Annotated in this window: 7 protein-coding genes; 2 read left to right on the forward strand and 5 right to left on the reverse strand. The window is 46.9% G+C overall.

From position 1 onward, the window contains the following. Nucleotides 1-424 precede the first annotated feature (424 nt). The 3 genes from FHS86_RS15805 to FHS86_RS15815 form a co-directional block, all read right to left on the reverse strand. Nucleotides 425-3,580 (reverse strand): glycine-rich domain-containing protein, encoded by a 3,156-nt coding sequence (locus tag FHS86_RS15805; RefSeq protein WP_429415867.1) that lies wholly within the window; start codon nt 3,578-3,580, stop codon nt 425-427. Nucleotides 3,581-4,972: 1,392 nt separating this feature from the next. After that, nucleotides 4,973-10,105, reverse strand: coding sequence for a GEVED domain-containing protein (locus FHS86_RS15810; RefSeq protein ID WP_429415870.1), 5,133 nt, complete (start codon nt 10,103-10,105; stop codon nt 4,973-4,975). 796 nt (nt 10,106-10,901) lie between these two features. After that, complete coding sequence (locus FHS86_RS15815) at nt 10,902-17,570, reverse strand: Ig-like domain-containing protein (RefSeq protein WP_429415873.1); 6,669 nt, start codon at nt 17,568-17,570, stop codon at nt 10,902-10,904. Between the two features lie 331 nt (nt 17,571-17,901). Here FHS86_RS15815 and tsaB point away from each other — a divergent pair, with 331 nt between their 5' ends. Further along, entirely contained in the window at nt 17,902-18,612 is a 711-nt protein-coding gene (tsaB, locus tag FHS86_RS15820) for a tRNA (adenosine(37)-N6)-threonylcarbamoyltransferase complex dimerization subunit type 1 TsaB (RefSeq protein WP_429415876.1), read from the forward strand. 582 nt (nt 18,613-19,194) lie between these two features. Here tsaB and FHS86_RS15825 read toward each other — a convergent pair. Beyond that, nucleotides 19,195-19,581 (reverse strand): type II toxin-antitoxin system VapC family toxin, encoded by a 387-nt coding sequence (locus FHS86_RS15825; RefSeq protein WP_429415879.1) that lies wholly within the window; start codon nt 19,579-19,581, stop codon nt 19,195-19,197. Further along, on the reverse strand, nt 19,560-19,784 hold the full coding sequence (locus FHS86_RS15830) for a hypothetical protein (protein ID WP_429415882.1): 225 nt from the start codon (nt 19,782-19,784) through the stop codon (nt 19,560-19,562). Before FHS86_RS15830 ends, FHS86_RS15825 begins: the two co-directional genes overlap by 22 nt. A 307-nt stretch (nt 19,785-20,091) precedes the next feature. Between FHS86_RS15830 and FHS86_RS15835 the strand changes: the two genes are divergently transcribed. After that, entirely contained in the window at nt 20,092-20,814 is a 723-nt protein-coding gene (locus FHS86_RS15835) for a DUF3108 domain-containing protein (protein ID WP_429415885.1), read from the forward strand. The last annotated feature ends 386 nt before the right edge of the window (nt 20,815-21,200 follow it).

Here is a 21,200-nt window from a genome sequence, read left to right on the forward strand (position 1 = left end):
CCATTCCATGCAAAGGTGAAAACAATTGCTTTCCATCGCTTCCAATTGCCTCCCATTGCTTTCAATCCTTTTCTATTGTGTCCTATTGTGTCTATTGTGGTTTTTTTTAGTACCTGAGTACCTGAGTGCCTGAGTGCCTGAGTGAATAAGTTCATAAGAACGCCATTGCGAAGCAAGTTTCGATTCTGTGCAAAGGTGAAGACAATTGCTTCCCATCGCTTCCCATTGCTTTCAATTCTTTTCTGTTGCTTTCCATTGCGAAGCAAGTTAGCCGTCCACTATTCGCACACCAACGAGCCCCGTAGAAATATTCTCCTTACGTCGAATTTCACGGGGCAGGCAGCGAGCAACCAGCAACGAGCAACGAGTAACGAGCAACCGCTTCCCATCGCTTTCTTTTTCCTTCCTGACTTTTTCCTTCTTTTCAATTAAACGCCCCCACTTCGGGCATGGCTTCAATGGTGTAGTTGGCCTCATTATCGCTGATTGCTTCCGTTTCACCACAGCTTCCACCGTCGAGGGCGTTGCTGATTACCAGGTTGATATCCTGGGCGCTTCCCGGGGTGTTTTCAATCTGAAAAAGCAGGTCGACATAGGCATTGTTGCCGGCATCAACGCTTCCCGAAATCAGGGACCCTGTACGTGTTGGAGCTGTTGTGTCGTTGCCTTCGAGTGTTAGCACTGTAACATTTGATGGGTTCGAGGTATTGATTACCGTGCCTGTTAGAGTAAAGTCGAAGGTCCAGCCACTTTGATAGTCATAGGCGGCATCGGGTTCAACGCGAAAGATGACTTCGGTGGCACCATGGTTATAACTGGTATTCTCAGGATTAAAGGCCGGGTTGGTAGCAGGTGATAAATCGGGGCAGTCGGACGCACCATTGGGCGAAACGATCAGGTTGAAACGGGTGATGGAAATGGTAAAAGACACTTCATCGCTACAACCTGAGTTGCTATCGTAAATGTACAAGCTGGCATTATTGCTTATAACATCACCAGCATTGTATTGAGTGCCACTTCCGTTGCTTCCTGTATAGTAAGCTTCGTTGCCGCTAAGGTTGGTACCGGTGATGGCAGGCAGGGTATACGGGCCGCATGACGTTTGGTTGCCGGGTGAGTTGATAACAGGCAGCGAATTGACAGTAACCGTTACTTCGTTGGAAGTACCGTTGTTATTTTGATTTTTATAATAGTAGTATCGATAAAGAAAGGTACCTGCTGTTGTAGGTGTATATACTTCAGAACAGTTGTTGCCAGGATTGGCGATGATGGGGGCCCAACTGGTTCCACCATCCGAAGAAGCTTCGTAGTATTGAATGTCGCTGCACGAAACATTGCCAGAAACAGCGGCAGTAAAAGTGAGCTGATCGCCCAGACAAATGGAAGAACTGGAAGAAGTCAGGCTAAAGGTAGGGGCAGCATCATCGTTTACAATAAATACAATGTGCGACGAAGGGGCTGCCAGGGCAGCATTGCTTGGCGTCCCCAGTTGAATGATGATGGTTTCATTGTCTTCGTATTCACTGTCCTGATGAATGCTGAAGCTGATACTGGCAGTCGTGTTTCCGGCTGTGATTAGCAGGGGAGTATTGGTGTTTAGCGTATAATCAGTTCCTCCACCCGAGGCGGTACTTGATGAACTTATTGTGAAGGGGATACTAATATCGGATGAGCTTGTTGTATTCAGAGAAAGCGTGATGGTGATGCCCGTTTCTGCTTCCGTTTGGTTGGTGGTGGCTGCATCGAATTTAACCAGGGGCAAGGTTGAGAAAGTGACCCTGATTTTGCCCTTGGCCCCTGCACCCCCACTGGTTTCAGTTCCTGGATTGCCACTACTTACGGCACCCGAGCCACCGCCACCGTGCAATGCTCCCGGATTGCCGTTGAAATAGCCATTGATAGTAGTAATTCCAGCCCCTCCGGCCCCGCCAAAATCAGCAGTGCCGGCACCTTCGGTGTTATTGACGGCATCTTTCCCATCGGCAGTTGATCCGGCACCACCACCACCACCACCGGAACCAGCATCAGAAGCATTGCCACCGTTACCCCCTGAGTGGACTATGTCTCCAATGGCACCTGATACAGATCCTAAGCCACCTATCCCAGGTGAATTTTTATCACCTTCAGTACCGGCAGCTCCTCCCGGTGCATAAACTGTTGAGGTAGAACCAAACCAGGAGGCATTACCGGCCGTATTTCCAATGCCCCCTGCGCCAACTGTATAATTGTAGGTGCCCGATGCACCGCTTATTGTTTTGGCAGCATAAGCTCCCCCTGCGCCACCACCGCCACGGCTGGTGCCTTCTCCGCTGTGTGAGGCATTGCCGCCGCCACCGCCACCACCCCAGCATTCCACCACAATGGTGCTGATGCCCGAGGGAACGGTAAAAGTGCCGCTTTCATCCAACTCGGCCGTTACCAGTGATAGATAGTCTATTCCGGGAACGGGATTGATCCATTCATCAAAATTCTCAATTTCAGGGCAACTAGTGCCAGAACATATCACCGTATCGAAAACATATACATCAACCGTCGGATTCCCAAATGATGTAGTACCATCAACTTCATAATCGCCTGCAACAATCAGGTTGGCGTATGAATCTGCAGTAAAATCATCTGATAAATTGAAATCACCTTCTACCACTACCAGTGTTGTATTCGACATGTACATATCTTCAGCACTTAGTGATCCATCAACATCCATGATGGTAGAACTATTTAGTGAGATGCCTGCATCAACTACCACATTACTTCGTGTTGAAAGAAAGGCATAATTGCTCATGCTCAGACTACCAGAACTAATAGTTCCATCAACACTAAGAAGTGTATTTCCACTCATCGAGATTCCTGCATTGACATCAAGAATACCATTGGAACTTAACGAACTCGTATTGCTTAAGGTCAGACTTTCTGATTCAATATTTCCAGCCACTTCCAGAATTCCGTTTTCTGAAAGTTCAATGTTACCATTAGTGTCAAGATGCTGTCCAACAATTAGCTGGGCGTTATACTGAACTTTTAGTCCGGACATGAAGGCACTTCCAGTAACATTGATGTCAAATTGCCCGTTGTTGCCTCTGAGATCCAAAGATCCTGAAATGTCCAGATTTCCGCCAACATTGATTTCACCGCTATGACCAAACTGGAGATTCCCGTTGGTGACTATAAAATCACCAGCTATGTCCATTACCAAAGGTCCCCAAAAATTAAAATTGCCTGAGTTAGAAACAGTGAAGTCACCGGTTACAATCAGGCTGACATTTGGCCCCATTATCTGTCCACTGGCCCAGTTCAAATTACCATCATAGGTAATCACATGGCCGGCATTGATGTTTACCTGATCACCGGGCAAGGGGTATTTATTGTCTGTGCGTCCCCAGGTCGCATCATCGGTCCAGTCTCCTGTTGTAGCACTCGAGAAATAATCTGCAAAAATAGGTTGTGAGGTAAAAGTAAAAATGAAAAGCAGCAGGAAGATACGGAGCATGAACCGACCACTTCTTACAATGCCACGACCAGCCTCTCCAGCGGAAAAATTGCCGTTGATGGTATGAGCTGTGGTAGGTGAAACTTGTTTCATGCCGTTTTGGTGTTGTTATGATAACAAAATCATTAAAAAACCTTGATCTTGCCGGTGTATCCCTAATGCTGATTAGTATAAATAACGATTGGTGTTATGATAAATATACCTTAAGTAAGGCATGCACTGGTGTTGGTGCGACTTAACAGTAACTTGTCATACAGCTTTTTATTCGTGTTCAAAGATACTTATTAATAAAAAACTGGCCAACCACAACAAGTATTAAGATCGAATGATCGTATTTTTCTATTGTGTCTTTTTTGGAGTTCCTTAGTTCCTTAGTTCCTTAGTACCTGAGTACATAAGTTCATAAGAAGGCCATTGCGAAAATTTCGATTCAGTGCAAAGGTGAAGACAATTGCTTCCCATCGCTTTCCATTGCTTTCAATTCTTTTCTGTTGCTTTCCTTTGCGAAGTAAATTACGATTCCAATATCCGCATTCCAACCAACAACCTTGACAACCGATAACTGATAACCGCTTTCAATCCTTTTCTATTGTGTCCTATTGTGTCTATTGTGGTTTTTTTTAGTACCTGAGTTCCTGAGTGAATAAGTACATAAGTTTATAAGAACGCCATTGCAAAGATTTCGATTCCGTGCAAAGGTGAAAACAATTGCGTCCCATCGCTTCCAATTGCGTCCCATTGCTTTCAATCCTTTTCTATTGTGTCCTATTGTGTCTATTGTGGTTTTTTTTAGTACCTGAGTACCTGAGTGAATAAGTACATCAGTTTATATGAGCGCCATTGCGAAGATTTCGATTCTGTGCAAAGGTGAAGACAATTGCTTCCCATCGCTTTCCATTGCTTTCAATTCTTTTCTGTTGCTTTCCTTTGCGAAGTAAATTACGATTCCAATATCCGCACTCCAACCAACAACCTTGACAACCGATAACTGATAACCGCTTTCAATCCTTTTCTATTGTGTCCTATTGTGTCTATTGTGGTTTTTTTTAGTACCTGAGTTCCTGAGTGAATAAGTACATAAGTTTATAAGAACGCCATTGCAAAGATTTCGATTCCGTGCAAAGGTGAAAACAATTGCGTCCCATCGCTTCCAATTGCGTCCCATTGCTTTCAATCCTTTTCTATTGTGTCCTATTGTGTCTATTGTGGTTTTTTTTAGTACCTGAGTACCTGAGTGAATAAGTACATCAGTTTATATGAGCGCCATTGCGAAGATTTCGATTCTGTGCAAAGGTGAAGACAATTGCTTCCCATCGCTTCCAATTGCCTCCCATTGCTTTCATTCAACCCTTTTCTGTTGCTTTCCATTGCAAAGCAAGATAGCATTCCACTATTCGCACACCAACGAGCAACGAGTAACGAGTAACGAGCAACGAGCATCCGCTTCCCATCGCTTTCTTTTTCCTTCCTGACTTTTTCCTTCTTTTAGTTAAACGCCCCTACCTCGGGCATGGCTTCGATGGTATAGTCGGCCTCGTTGTCGTTGGCCGTTGAGGTTTCACTGCATCCATAGCCATTGTTGGTATTGTCGATGCTGATTTCAATCAGCTGTTCGCTACCCGGGGTGTTTTCAACCTGAAATAGCAGGTCAACATAGCTGTTGTTGCCGGCATTGATACTTCCCGACAGCAGAGTGCCTGTTCGCGATGGCGCTGTTGCATCGTCGCCCTCGAGGGTAAGTACGGTAACATTCGAGGGATTCATTGTCGCAATCACAGTCCCTGTCAGGTCGAAATCGAACGACCAGCCGTTCTGGTAATCCGAGCCTGCATCGGGCGCTACCTTGAATATGACTTCGGTGGCCCCATGGTGGTAACTGGTGTTCTCGGGATTAAAGGCAGGTTGTGTCGTGGCCGATAACTGAGGACAATCGCTTGCCCCGTTGGGGCTAAGCAACAGATTGAATTGCATGATGGTCAGTGCTATGTTCACGGTACTTTCACATCCATTGGCATTGTAAAGCGTCATGCTTCCCTGATAGGTGCCGGGTGGGGTGGCAGGACTGACCGAGATCGTATTAATTATTCCACCTCCCGGGTTAAAGGTGAAGGCAGTAACACCCTGGTCGGCAGGTCCGGTATTCCAGTCGATGGAATAAGAGGTGGGAGTTCCGCTGGCAGCGGAATAGCTAAGGCTGGTAGTGAGCGTATTGTAGCAAATGGCAGTGGCCACGCCGCCGGTAGTGATCAGGGGAACGGGATGAATGGTCACGGTGGCCGTGTTGGAGTTTTCAGTGTAAGCCCCGTCTGTCACCTCGCAACGCACCTGGTACGTTCCCGCATAGTCATCCATGTCGTCGAGCAACAGTGTTGCCGAAGTTTCGCCGCTGATGTCGGCTGTTGGTAACAGGGCAGGCGTAATGTCGGTCCAGTTGGTGCCAATGAGCACCTGCCATTGATAGTTGGGAGAAGCAGCTGTTGCACTCACAGTAAGATTTCCACCCTCGTTGGCACATATGGTGAGGTCGGCAGGATGGCTGTCGAAAATGGAGGCAGGCTCAATCAGTATGGTTACAGCCTGACTTGCTTCACAGCCGTTTGCTGTATAAATGGTCAGGGTCCCCTGGTAGGGGTTTATATTATCGGGTACGTTGGCAGGTATCTCAATTCCTGTGATCGTACCACCCGATGCGGAAAACGCAAAAGCAGTGGCTGCCTGATCTGTCAAACCTGCCAGGTTGGCCGTAGCGTCCCAGTTGATGGAGTAACTGGTTGGAGTGTTCGTACTGGCGGTGTAGGAAAGGGTAGTCGTCTGGCTGATTGTTCTGCTTCTTACAGCGGCGATGGTTCCATCGGTACTAATAGAAGGTAAGGGATGAACGATCATGGTGATTTCATCACTAAGGTCGGTGGCACTGCCTGGTAAACAGCCCGTCAGACTGGAAGTCATTTCACAGGTGATTTTTTCGCCATCGTTCAAACCAGATGTACTGAAGGTTGAGCCGTTTTCCCCCGGAATTAAAACGCCATCGTTGAACCACCGGTAATCGGGATCGCTTCCTCCATGCAAAGGGTGCGCCGTAAATGTGACCAGTTCACCTTCGCAGATTTCGTTCGAAGGACTGGCCGTAATGCTCACCTCGGGCGTAAAGCCATCGGAGACATAGACTTCGACCGAGGCTTCGGCGGTACAGGTGTGCTGGAAAACAATGCTGTCGAGTGCAAAATCGTTGCCTGCACCCGATCTGTTCTTGTTTACCAAGACCAGTTCTGCTTCATCGTAGCCTCCCGAATTCCAGTTATAAATAAACTGTTTCGACTGACATGCATCGTATTCGGCTTCGTATATTTCTCCTGCTTCTGTGCCATTAATGTATAACTGCAAACGTGAAGGCGAGCCGAGTTCGACACTCTGTACATAGTAGGAAAATTGATAATCAGTATTTTCAACAACATTTACAGTTTGTGACCAGGTGATGGTATCGGTATTACTCGTATTTCCGTTGACGACCATTTGCAGATTACCACTTGCAGGGGGACAGCTATAGAAGTTGTCATGTACACTTCCGGGATCATTCACAATGGTATAGAGGCCTTCGGGCCATAGTGCATTATTTGTTGGGGGTACATATCCGTAACTGCTTGTAAAACCTATGTTCCCAAGTTCAAAATTTCCATTGTAAACCAGGTTAACCCCACTCAGGCGGTTGGTATATACCGTATAGGTACCGCTCATGGTCGTAGTTGAATTATAGATAACAGGATCCTGATCAGTGGAGTAGAAATCGGGTCCCTCCCAGTAGATATTGTCATAACTGCCTTCACTGTCGAGTAGGATTGGATCATCCACACAAAATGAACCACCCACGCTGGCACTCAATTCGGGTGGGATAATGGCATAAGCCGTTACCGGGGTATAAGGGGTGGAACACCCTCCGGCAGTAAGCCTTACATAGTAGGTTTGGTTGGAAGCGATGTTCACCTGTAATGTTGAACTGTACCCGTTTTCTTGTTGAATCGGTTCGTAAGCACTATTGAACCACTCAAAAGTACCCAACTGAGCTGATGAAGCACTGACGGTAACCGTTACTTCATCGCCATATTTACACTGGCTGCCGGGCGAGGTGATGATGTCGGGCGAACCGATCGTAATATCCGTCCCGTTGTTGCTTCCTTCGAAATAGGGATCACTGGAGACCACCCTGACCCTGTAGGCTGTGCCATTTATAGCACTCAAAGGAAGGTCGGCCGTAATGGTGCCACTGCCTGTAGCGGTGCTTGTAAGTGTCGCAGGACTGCTAAAACTGCCGTTCTCATCCGAAAGCTGGACACTAAACACATTCCCTGAGTTAAACGATCCGCTTGTGGAGTAGGGAACTGTAATGGAGGAGCCGGGACAATAACTGTGTACTGATAGCGGGTGGGTGGTGATGCTAACTGCGGGCTGAACAATGATGGTATAATCTTCTACTTCGCCTCGCGTATTGTTTAGAATACCACAGGAAGAGCCACAATCATTATTGTTGTAACTTAATCTGATTCTCATGCGGGTTGTTCCCAGTGTTGCTCCTGACGGTACATCAAATGTATAATTTTGTGGACTGCTTGCATTTTCACCGCAAATAACATTCTCAGATGGATCGTCGAAATCACCATCCTGGTTCCAATCAATCCATATACCTATATCATAACCGTAACCCCCATCTACAAAATTTATTGAGATAGAAACATTTGTTTCTCCCTGTATTAAACTGGTTGAAGAACCAGTATAATCTCCGTAACCGTTGGTTGACCATCCTGTGCTGGTAGTCGTTATATCTCCTATAGTTACTCCATCGATATACCTCGTATTATAGCCAGTGTTTCCCGCGTCACAATAACTAAAACATGGCGAAGCAGCGGTGGTAAAAGTCCAGGTAGCAGCCCCACTGGCTTCACCACAGCCATTTACCGGAACTGCCCTCCAATAATACGTGGTATTGGCCGCCAAAGTACCTACACTGTAACTATTGGTTCCCACGTTTGCCGTCACAGAACCCGGCAAGCTTCCTGCCCCAAAGTATATATTGTAGGAAGTGGCTCCGGCAACAGCCGACCATGTTAGCTCAGTGAGTGGTGCAACATTCCCTGCATAGCAAATATTGGAAGCAGTATTGGCGGGGTTGGGGTTTGTAGCAGCTGCGGGCGTTGCGGCAGTAACCTCAACAGCTCCGGAAACCTCACTGGTCGAGGTACATCCGTATGAATTTGTGATGATAACATAATAGTATAGTGTTCCTGCTGTTGATGTCGGTGGTGTAAAACTTGAAGCAGTAGCCCCGCTTATCAGCGTACCATCTAAGTTGGAACTACTGGTGTTGCTGTACCACTGATACCCCGTAATGCTCCCGCTACCAGCTGTGGCTGTTGCCGACAAGGCGTTGGCAGCTTCGTTCAAACAATAGGCTTGCGTGGCAGCGTTGGGTTGAATACTGATAATTGGAGCTGTGGCATAAATCCATTCAAGTTCAACAGCGCCATCGGCACCGGTTTGTGATTGTCCGCCGCCTTCACCACGACCACCGCCACCGCCACCGGGTAGGTTCCCGGCTGTAGCGTTAGGCCAACCATCGGCTGATGCTCCATCTCCACCGTTCCCTGATCCGGTTCCACCTGCTGTTGGGTTCCAAGTACTATTACCACCATTTGCGCCAGGATTTCCATTGGACGTTTGAAAAGCAGAACCACCACCACCACCACCTGCTTCATTATCATCACCATTACTATTATTTCTGGCGTTTCCTCCGTTTCCTCCTGCCCACGCAGCTGTAATGATGCCACCTACGGTTTGTGCAGCACCACCTGCTCCACCATTTCTTGAATTACCAAGGGATAATCCTCCATTGGCCTGAATATAAGCAGATCCAAAAGTTACGCTTGAGTAGTTGCCCGGTGCAGTACGGGGTTGTCCAACAGTACCCCCAGTACCTACGGTAACATTCAATACGTTGCCGGGAACAAGTCCTGAAATGGTTCCTGCCGTAAAGGCACCGCCCCCCCCACCACCGGCTGCACCATTTCGGTTAGTTCCACCGGCACCGGCGCCCCATGCCTTCACGTTCACTCCTTCAACACAGGCGGGAACAGTCACATTGGTCACACCGGGTTCAAGCACAAAGTTATAATCGGCCTGGATTTGGAAGTTGTCGATGTCCACATTACAGGCTCCATTTCCTGTCTGTTGCCATTGAATTCTGAAGGTTATTGATGTATTGGCATCCGAAATTGCTGAGTAATCGTAATTTAGTGACACCCATGCATTCGCTGCTCCATAAGTTGTCAGCGGTTGGGCTCCTTCGTAATTACCACCATCGATGGAATAGGATACATTTGTTGAAGTGTAGGTCTCACCGGCCAGACTGCGACGATACTGAAAGTAGATTTGAAAATTGGAGAGATACTGAATGTCATTTCCTGAGAGTGTAAAATACCAGTAATAATCATCAACATCCCCGTTAGGAAAAGAATTGCGAATAGAATTTCCTGCGTTTGCTGCATTTATAATAGGAGAGCCAGAAGTTAAAGTACCTGAAGTGGTTTCACATTCATCCGTATAAGTGTAACTGCCGGTAACAGACAAAGGGAGCGGGGTCTGTGTGAGAATATTTGAGGAACAATTGGAAGCACTTTGGTTGAAATCCCAGTAAAAATATTGCGTTTGTGAATTACCCGGCTTTCCGGAAAACAGGATGAAAAATAGAATAAGAAGTTTTATCGCTACAGTTGTCCTGGTTTTGAGATATTTATTTGGAGTAACGTTGAAAGTTTCTGAAGTTGTGAGCCATTTTTTTAGATCATAGCTATAACAGGACAGCACTCTCAAGCCTCCTGTCACAACCCAAACCGATGACACAATTGTTTTAACCCTGCTCATTCCAACCAGTTAACATAGCAACTCCACAGCAGCTTTACCTGCCGGCCTTGCCTGTATGAAATAGATGTACACTTACCCTGAAATGAATGCTTAATCTTACCTCTTTTTCCTCTTGAATGTAAAATCCTCTTCCCCGTCCTGTTTTACGGGCGCATTATTCCGCTGCAAAAATAACAGCGTCTTTGATTGTATAAGCTGAGCTTTGCTGGAAAAGCAAATTGATTTGACGAATGCCGTGTTTTTTGTGACGAACGGAAGATGCAGGTCTGGTTCTTGTATTAAACGAATCGGTGGATTTGAGTACCTGATTGCATAAGAAAGCCATTGCAATGTAAATCACTAATCCAATATTTGCACATACCAGCAAACAGCCCCGTTGAAATATTCTTCTAAGGTCGAATTTCATATGGCAGACAACGAGCAACGGGCAACCGTTTCCAATTGCCCTGTGAAATGTAGAGACGCGCTATAGCGCGTCTCTACTATAGTGCGTCTCTACATTTCAATTAAACGCCCCCACTTCGGGCATGGCCTTAATAATGACCGAAGTCGATTCATCGGTGGCATAGTTACATCCCCATTCATCGGTTACCGAAGTAACGGTGAATACCGGTGTGATGCTGTTGCCCGGATCGTTGTTAATGTAGAAAATCAGGTCGACGGTGTTGGTGCCGTTGTTCACCTGGTAGTTGTTAAAACTCTGCGGGTTGGGTGAAGGATAGAGTCCGCCGGTACGTACATCGACTGTTGCGCCGATGTTGTAATCCAAATTCCATGTTGTTGCGTCGGAGTTGTTCAGGGTGACCCTGAAAATCACTTCGGTAGCACCGGCATCGTAGCTGGTATTTTCCGGGTTGAAGCCCTGGTTGGCGATCAGTTCGGGACAATCGTTGTTCGACGAGACCAGTTCAACGGTAACAGTGATGCTTTTTACTGTTACATCGTAGGTGCATGTACTGCTGTTGCCGCAGGCATCCGTAGCAGTCCAGACTACCGTGGTAGTGCCTTCAGGGAAGAGTTTACCATCGAGCGTACTTCCGCCTCCGTCGTAGTTATGGGTCAGGCTGCTTACAGTGCAGTTGTCGGAGGCAACAGGATCAAATTCGGCACCATTTACCTCGTAAATACAGCCGCTGTAGTTGGCATTGACTGTTTGTGTCCCCGGGCAGCTGGAAAAAACCGGGGCAGTGGCATCGTTAAAAGTAATAGTTATGGATGCAGTATTTGAAGTTTGACCTGTGTCGTCCTTCACGGTATAAGTGGTGCTGATTGAGCTGCATGCGCTGGCAGGTACCACAGTCAAAAGGCCCGAAGTCGTGACGGTCCATTCGTTTCCTTCGCCATCGGTATAGGTGTTTCCGGCTGTAACCGGAGCTCCTGTAGGATCAAGGATCACAGAAGTCAGGTCAAGTGCACTGTCATCGCTATCGTTGGCGAGCAAATCCAGACCGGAAGCTTCGCTGGTGCAGGTCAGGCTGTAACTGTCGTTGTTGGCAACGGGGGGCGTATTGCAAACACTCACAGAAAAGTTCAGTCCTGCGCTGGTGGCCGTACAGCCCTGGGCACTGGTCACTACCACGGTCACCACATCGCCGTCGCTCAGGGTGCTGGTGGTATAGCTCGTGCTGGCCGAGTTGCTTTGAACGGTAATCCCGTTGATTTTGAACTCGTAGGTACTTCCCCCCGAGGCGGTAAAGGTAACCGACTCCCCGCTGCAAATGGTATTGTCGGCATCGCTCGAAGTAAGCACGGGGGTGGGAAGGGGGTTAATGGTGAGGCTTACAGGTGTTCTCGATGTACTGGTACAGCCACTGGTGGTATTCCGGGCCTCGGCATAATAAGTATAAGTGCCGGCGGCGCTTTCGCCCGATGTATACGACAAGGTTCCAGTTGCAAGTGCCGTTCCTCCGCTTGCAGTGCTGTACCAGTCGGCTGTAGCACCCGAAGCCACATTAACGTTCAATGCGGGATTCGGATTGCCGGCACAAACCGTTTGGTTACCGGTACTGGCAGGAGCAAGAGGAAGACCATTAACATTAACAGTTACACTATTACAGGATGATTCACCACAAGTGTTTTCATAACGAACAAAGTAGGTGGTAGTGCTTGTTGGTGATGCAAGCACCAATGGAGAACCTGTTCCAACAGGGGTGCCGCCACAGCTGCCCGAGAACCATTGAAGGGTCGTTCCTGTTCCTCCCGTTGCTGTTAGGGTAATGCTTCCGGCATCATCGGCACAAAATCCATCACGATCGGATTGGACCGAGGAGGGAGCAACAGGAGCCGGGATCACCGTAATGGCAACAGGCCCGGTATTACTGCCGCTTACACACGAAATAGCATCCGTAACGCTGGAAACACTGATGGTAGTGGAAACCGAGGGTGAAACTTCAACCTCTGTGCCAGAGGTGTAGTTTGTAAAACTCTGGCCATTGCTCAACACCACAATATAAGGTGAGGTTCCTCCGCTAATGTCTACTTTAACTGTCACGCTGTTTCCTGCGCACATGGTGGTCGATGAAACAGCTGACAAGGCAGAGGACAATGCAGGCAAGGATAAATCCCAGGTGCCGGTCAGTGTGTTGCAGTTGTTAACATCCCAAACCCTTACCTTGTAAGTTCCTGAATTGAGACCGGTAAATGTTTTTTCCGATAAGGCGGAAATGGCTGTTGCAATAGTGTCAGAAGTTCCTTTAATTAATTTGTAAATAAAGGGTCCTCCACCACCCAAGTCAGCTACCGTGGCGGTAATGGTCCCGTTACTACCACCACCGGCACAGGTAGGATCATCACCTGCCGTGATGCTTGCTGTAAGGGGAGCGCTTTCAACGATTTCCGTAATCTCTGCGGTTTCACAACCACGGCTGTCCCTAATGATCAGCCCGTAAGTACCTGCAGAAAGCCCGCTCAAATCCTCATCATCGTCAAAGTCGTTGGCGGCATCGGTATCCCAGTCGAAGGAGTAGGGTGAAAATCCTCCCGAAACGTCCAGTTCAATGCTCCCGTTGTTACAGGTGGAAGGCGAGGCAACCGTAGCTGAAACAATATCTTTTGAAAAACTAATGGAAAAATTGTCGATATTGAAATAAGAATTGGCTTCATATTTTCCTCCGGCCACATCATAAATTTCAAAACGAAAAGTATTGATTCCATCAATGAAAGTAACATTGGTTGATGTTTCATCCAGGGTGATGTTGTCTGCAGCAACTTGTGCTGACCCGATTGGAATGTTAAATGCTGGAGAGGCCGCATTGTTTACATACATTCTGATACCAAAATCATCTTTATTGGCGTTTGGACCTCGGGTTAGGCTATAATCAAATGAAATAGTTGGAGTTGTGTTGTCAAGAGTAGCCCCTGTAAGGTCAATACTTCGCGAAATGTCAGATGTACCAGAAAGTGTTAAGTTATTAAGATCAGTGTTTCCAAAGGTTAGTGCATCCCCAAGTACTTTAATTTTATTTTGGTTATCAGTCCCCTCGATCCAATCATTGCTTCCAAAAAAGTTGTATGTCCCATCGTAACCCGAATAACTGGCCTGAGTGCCGTTAAAAGAATGTGCAGCTACATAAACACAAGATTCGGTGGAGATGTTGGGTTCGACTAAAGCAATTCCTGTTTTTACAGATTCACAAGCATTATCATCGGTCACAACAACATAGTATGTATTCTCGCCAAGACCGGTAAACTGATAGGTGGAGTTGTTATTGTTTGTGTTTGATGTTACCAGCGATCCTGAAGGATAAGTTCCGGTGTACAGTTCATAATTAAAGGGAGCGATACCACCCGTAAGGTTGATAGTGATTGAACCATCGGTTAGCGCAGCAGAAGGGTTGGAAGGGGTTGCAGTAATGACTATTTCAGCCGGCTCGGTAATTACAATGCTTACTGAATTGCTGTTGGCATTCAGATTGTCACGTGCCCTGACGGTATAAGTTCCGGGCAGAAGGTCTTCGAATACACCGGAAGACTGACTGGTTGAGAAATTATCGATGGAATAAATATAGGGCCCTGTACCAAGAGTCGCCACCACTTCAAAGGCTCCGTCGTCGGCACCATAACAGGAGATTTGTGTGGTGCTTACTTCTGCGAGGTCGATTGAACCGGGGCCTAACACGGTAAAAGACTCTTCCCAGGTACAATCATTGGCATCTTTCACAGTGACGGTGTAAGTTCCTTCAGCTAATCCTGTAAGGTCTTCAATTTCCCCAAAAGTTCCTGAGCCATTGATGTGGTGCCAGTCGTAACTGTAAGGAGTATCTCCTCCGGCAGCGGTGATGTCGATCGCACCGTTGTTTCCGGTAGTAGCGTTGCTTACCGACGAAGCCGACAAATAAACATATTCAACCGTAAAGGTTGAGACATCGCTGATGGAGTCGCGGCATTCGGTGGGAACGCCTAAATCGGTGATAATGCAGCGGTACTCGTAATTGTCGAGCAGAGAGACATCTGAAATTAGTAAGCTGGAAGTGGTCGCACTGGTAGTGCTCATCGAGGTCTGGCTGTAAACTCCTGCATCGCTCAGATTGGTAAATCCGCTTCCCGAATTGTATTGCCATTGCACATTATAGGGGCCTTCTCCTGTCCACTCAACTGTTATGCTTGTCGGATCTCCATAGCACAAGTCCTGATCGAAGGGCTGTGTGGTGATTTCCGGTGGTCCATAGGCATTGAAAGTAACAAAGGCAACACTTTGTGCTTCACAAGCGACCGATGCTGTAATTCTTTCTGCTCTAATGTAAAAGGTTTCAGTACCGGCTGCTGCAAAAGGAAAAGTGTACAGGGTGATGGTTCCACCGGTTCCCAGCACGGAATATCCGGTGGAGTCACCGGCTGCATTCACAGGAGTATAAATAACCAACTGTTCACTGTTGGTCAATGTGATTTCACCGCTCAATGTAATGCATTCATTGTTTTGGGCTGCACTTATTACTGAAGAAGACAGATCAGGAACCTGACACTGAACCGTCGCTTCAAGATCAAAAGGACTGCTTTCGCATTGGCTTCCTTGTTGCAGCGAAACACTCAATGCCCCGCCAACATATAAATCACCGCTATAAGTTGGTGAGATGTCCACTGTGCCATTACCAGTTCCACTGGAAGTAAAAGTAGTTGTACCAATGGTGTAGCCATCAATCTGCAGGTTGATGGTATAGGAGGTGCTGGCTGTAAGTCCGTTATAATTGACTGGTACAGGGTCGGTGGTATCGTAAATAGTTGCACCCAATGTAAATGTACCGCTAAGGGTGGTCGTGCCGTTAAGCGTTACCGCTGCTGAAAGCGGACTCACTGTTTCGCAGCCATTGCTGTTGGTGGCTGTGGCTGTAATTGCCTGTCCGGTTGAAGCAGAAGCAGATACACTCCATGCTCCTCCTGAAACCGTGGTTGTACCAACCAAGCCAGCATTCACATATACTTGAATGGTGGTTCCGTCGGGTTCCACCGAATAACCCGAGATGGTGCTGATTGAAGAAGCACAAAGATCCACATCCACAACCGGTGGAGTAGTAACACCCTGTCCAACCAACACCCCGGTGGATGGATCAGACAAACAGGTTCCGGAACCTATTTGTTGAGCAGTGAGGGTTATATTACAGATTTCTTCTGGATTTACATAAATTGACCAGGCACCGTTGGTCGTTAATATTTTTTCTCCAATTAATATTCCGTCTGCATACAAAAAGAGGGTTGCACCGGACACGCCTAATGTCCCTGTCACAACATCTGAATTAGGTGCTGTAGCATCGATTGCCGGTGCATTAATCGTACTGGTACAGTTTCCTACATTGAAATAGACTTTTGAAGAGGGACAGGTTGAAGGAGCTTGTGCAATTACATAGTAAGTATCGTCGCTCATACAGTTACCCTGCCCGCCACAGCCAATGTCAATGGTTCCGTTGGCAATATCGGCTGCAGAAATTGTATATGGATTGTTATCAGCCTTGTTACCAATCCATTCGGTATCATCGGCAGCATTGTAAACAGTGAACACTGTGAATTCGGGATAGTCAGCTACATTTAAAATTGTAACACCTTTATTTCCATTGTCAATGGTTACGATACCCGGTATTTCGGTACAGTCAGAACCAACAAAGGTTAGGTTGCATGTACTTAATGAAACCCCTTTACCCGGAGCAGTGGCAGTCGCGTTTAAAACATCTCCCGAAGTAAAAGGGCCCACACTTCCCAGTGACCAGGCGTTGCCTGAAACGGTGGTAGTGCCGATGGAAACATCGTTTAGGTAGACTTCAATTACGGTACCATTTGCCTCATTGCTTGAGCCACTTACCGAGGTTGCGCCTGTTGAGATAGGTCCCGTAATCGTCGGGCATTCACTCCGTATCAGCACCTCTTCTCCAGGAGGAGTGGGGGTTTGGTCTTCAATTAAATCTTCAAAAACATTGTCGAGATTGCTGCCTTCACTGGTGCCTCCCACATCCGACTGTGAATTTGATCCAATGCCCCCGTTGGGATTCATGGTGGTTAAAGCGGCATAACGTAAGGGGGTGCTGGACGAAACGCCCAGAGCCGACAAGGGAACAAAGAAATCGTAAAAATAGTCGGGCGACGAGGAATTGGTGGTAAAGGCTATCGATTGCTGGTAGTTGGTGTCGCCGGTATACGAAGATGAAGCTGCAGGCTGACTGGCAGTTCCATCAATATTATAAACAAATACCCCAAAATTGGTCTGTAGCGAAACCTCTATTTCAAAACCAGGATTCCCGGTAACTGCATTGGGATCGGCATCGGCTCCTGTAAAGCCAAACTTTCCGTCGGTATCGATCAACATCGAATAGGTTTTCGAGTTGGGCGCATAACCATCCAGGCGGAAGCGAAAAATCAGATTGTCACTGCCATCAATGTAAGTAAAGATAGCATTCTCTCCATCTTCGCTGGTTCCTACAATGTCATTAAAAGACCCGGAAGGGCCTTTTACCGGGTCACCCGAAGGATCGGGCCGAACAACAGTAACAACGGGTAGCTCAGTTTCAGTATGTTCATAGTCATTGGCAACATAACCGGTAGAATAAACCGAAGAATAACCATCGCCGTTAGGGTCGAGTACAGCAGCGCCGGTACCAGTGGCCGGCTTAATAATCAAACCCGGCGTCTGTGCCCGTGCTCCTGCTACAAGAAAAATAAATAAAAGTACAATTAACCCTGTGCGCATAGTAATAACTTCCGCCGGACCAGCAGTGAATAGTCATGTAATGATCAATGCTCTGCAATCAGGCATCTTTTGTTCATCCACCCTGTAAACCCGTTAATTAGTCTGCTAGTAAACATCGTCGGACTGCTGTTTGTTCTTTGTTTCCTGTAATTTGTTCTCCATTCAGTCCGCTGATCAACAAATATAGGACAAACGAAATCAAAATGCACCATCCCTCTGGTGAATAATCAAGAAAACAGATTGTTGATTGTTTGTCTGATAGGAATTTTAAGTACGCAGTGCTTTGCTATTTTTAAGCCTTAATGCATCTTTGTGCCAAAATTGCAAAAACATGTCTGGAATACTTTGCCTGGAAAGCTCCACCGAAATTTGTTCAGTCGCCCTGGCCGATAAGGGGAAACTATTGGCTTTGAAGGAAGATCGCAGTGGAATGAATCATTCACGCCTGCTGACCGTCTTTATCGATGAAATACTAAGTGAGCAAAACTTATCAGTCAGTGCGCTCGATGCCGTGGCCGTGAGTGGCGGTCCGGGTTCGTATACCGGTTTGCGCATTGGGGTTTCGGCGGCCAAAGGACTTTGTTTTGGTGCCGGGCTGCCCCTCATTGCCATCAGTCCGCTCGAAGCCATGGCCCACGAAGTAAGGATCAACAGCCATCAGTACGGAATCGAATTGAACGAAAGCGATTTGCTGGTGCCCATGATCGATGCCCGCCGCATGGAGGTGTATTGCATGGTGAGCGATGTCAACGGAAAACCGGTTCAGGAAGTGCAGGCCCTGGTCATCGACGAGGAAGCACTGAAGCAGTGGCCGCAACAGCGTTTGCTCTATTTTGGGAATGGGGCCGAAAAATGTCAGCCGGTATTAAGGGGCGAGAATTATCACTATGTCGATGGGGTCGTCGCTTCGGCCAAACACATGACTGCCCTGGCAGAAAAGAAATTTCTGGCTGCCGACTTTGTCGATGTGGCCTACTACGAACCCTTCTACCTCAAAAACTTTATCGCCACCATCCCGCGCAAGAATGTGTTGGGGAGGTAGGAAAGGAAAAAGTCAATAAGGAAAAAGAAAGCGATGGAAAGCGGTTGAAAAAGCTTGTTGGTTGTTGGTTGCTGGTTGGCGGTTGCTGGTTGCTGGTTGTCGGTTGCTGGTTGTCGGTGTGCGAATAGTGGAATGCTAACTTGCTTCGAAATGGAAAGCAATAGAAAAGGATTGAAAGCAATAGGAAGCAATTGAAAGCGATGGGAAGCAATTGTCTTCACCTTTGCATGGAATGGAAATCTTCGCAATAGCTTTCTTATGAACTTATGTACTTATTCACTCAGGAACTCAGGAACTCAGGCACTCAGGTACTCAAAAAAAACCACAATAGAAACAATAGGACACAATAGAAAAGGATTGAAAGCAATAGGAAGCAATTGGAAGCGATGGGAAGCAATTGTCTTCACCTTTGCATGGAATCGAAATCTTCGCAATAGCTTTCTTATGAACTTATGTACTTATTCACTCAGGAACTCAGGCACTCATGTACTCCGCCCAATGACTTTCTGACTTTATCCTCTCAGGACTTAGTGTCGACAGACAAATTTTCTGCTTTGACGACATCCTGATTTTGAGTAATGACTAAACAAGTGTTAATTCAGGTATTCGTTCAAAATGCTTTCTGTTGATTGTTTTTAGGGGCAAACGATACACCAATGCGCTGGCAGCGATGAAAATGTCCCTAAATTCAATGATTTTATTTGTTTTGCGCAAGTGATGGTATATTTGGCTGGACTTTTTTGCAACTACTAAATCAAATGGCAATACTGGAATGTCTTCTGTTAATATCCTGATATCGGCTTCTTTTTCCGGAGTTGGTGCACCCATGTATAATTCGTAAATAGTTACGGCAGATAGGTATAAGGGTATATCATCGGCTATACCGAACAGGGTGGTCGCCTTCTTGTTCTTTGCTCTCAGAAACTCAATGAATACCGATGTGTCAATTACCATTCCTGAACTTTCCATTGCCTGAATGCTTTTTGATTCTCTTCGAAAGCTTTGCAATCTTCAGCCGACCATGCAGAAACACCCAGGATCTTTTTCTTATACAAAGCCAGCTGATTGCTGTTTTCATTTTTTTGCCGGCTTAGCAAAATATCCAGAAAATCATTGAGCTCCTGCTTTCTGCTTCTGCTTAATTTGTTGTATTTGATCGTGATATCATCCATCGTTTTTTTACAAAGATATGAAAATACAATGATTTGCTAAAGAGGAAAGTAATGGAAATCCGCCAGCTGGCGTACTGCTTACCTGCCCTGTGAAATTCGACGTAAGGAGAATATTTCTACGGGGCTGGTTGCTGGATGCTGGTTACTGGATGCTGGTTACTGGTTGCGAATAGTGGACTGCTAACTTGCTTCGCAATAGCTTTCTTATGAACTTATGCACTCAGGTACTCAGGAACTCAGGCACTCCCTCATTCCCTCCCTCTGGCTCAATATTTGTTTGAATACCGTACATTGTAAAACGGAAACCATGAAACGAGCATTCATCATCATACTATGTATCGCTGCCCTGCTTCGGCTGGAGGCAAGGGAGCCGCTTGAGCGGATGGGCTTCGAGATTCGTTTTGGCCTTGTAAAAGGAGGAGCCGCCCTGTATGAACTGAGCGACACCCTCTACGACGGCAAACGCCATGTGCATTCACAGCTGCATGCCTACACCACCGGACTGGCCCATGTGCTCTACGAGGTCGACGATCGTTTTAGCAGCATCATTCATCCGGACGATTTTCTTCCGGTAAAAGCCAACAAAGTACTGAGAGAGAAAAAATACCGCTTCAACAACGAGGTCATCTTTTACCATCCCGACAGTACCGCCTTCAGTCAGCGTTCGGGCTGGCATCCTGTGTCTCCGGGCGTGGGCGACGTGTCGGCCCTGCTGTTTACACTGCGTAATACAGGCTGGCTCGACCAACTGGTGGAAAACGAGCTCATTGAAATCTCGTTTTGGGATACCGACGAGTGCTACCCGCTTCAGCTTCGCTACACCGGAACCGACATTATTACCACCCGCATAGGAAGCTTCGAATGTTACCGGCTCGAGCCGCTGCAGGTGGCCGGTCGTTTCTTTAACAAGAAAAATCCAATGAACATCTGGATCAGTACCGACGAACAAAAACTGCCCGTTTTGATGGAACTTAATTTCACCATCGGAACCGTCAAGTGCGAACTGGTAAGTTATCTGCCTGAAGGGTAAGGAAAGTCATTGAGGAAAAAGTCAGAAAGTCATTGAGGAAAAAGTCAAAAGTTCATCCTGTGTCTTGCCCGAACAAACAGTAGAGACGCACTATCGTACGTCTGTCAGAAAGAAAATGGTCATTGTCCGGAAAGTTTTGGGCGGAGTACCTGAGTGCCTGAGTTCCTTAGTACCTGAGTGAATAAGTTCATAAGAAAGCCTTTTCGAAGCAAGTTAGCATTCCACTATCCGCAACCAGTAACCAGTAACCAGTAACCAGCCCCGTAGAAATATTCTCCTAAGGTCGAATTTCACAGGGCAGGCAACCAGCAACGAGCAACCAGCAACCAGCAACCAACAAGCTTTTTCAACCGCTTTCCATCGTTTCCAATTGCTTCCCATTGCTT

It is taken from the genome of Roseimarinus sediminis, from assembly GCF_050433125.1.
Lineage (GTDB): Bacteria > Bacteroidota > Bacteroidia > Bacteroidales > Prolixibacteraceae > Roseimarinus > Roseimarinus sediminis.

Excerpts from the sequence above, each read along its gene's own strand:
- FHS86_RS15830 (WP_429415882.1), bottom strand. The coding sequence starts at position 19,784 with ATGGATGATATCACGATCAAATACAACAAATTAAGCAGAAGCAGAAAG.
- tsaB (WP_429415876.1), top strand. The coding sequence starts at position 17,902 with ATGTCTGGAATACTTTGCCTGGAAAGCTCCACCGAAATTTGTTCAGTC.
- FHS86_RS15835 (WP_429415885.1), top strand. The coding sequence starts at position 20,092 with ATGAAACGAGCATTCATCATCATACTATGTATCGCTGCCCTGCTTCGG.
- FHS86_RS15825 (WP_429415879.1), bottom strand. The coding sequence starts at position 19,581 with ATGGAAAGTTCAGGAATGGTAATTGACACATCGGTATTCATTGAGTTT.
- FHS86_RS15805 (WP_429415867.1), bottom strand. The coding sequence starts at position 3,580 with ATGAAACAAGTTTCACCTACCACAGCTCATACCATCAACGGCAATTTT.
- FHS86_RS15815 (WP_429415873.1), bottom strand. The coding sequence starts at position 17,570 with ATGCGCACAGGGTTAATTGTACTTTTATTTATTTTTCTTGTAGCAGGA.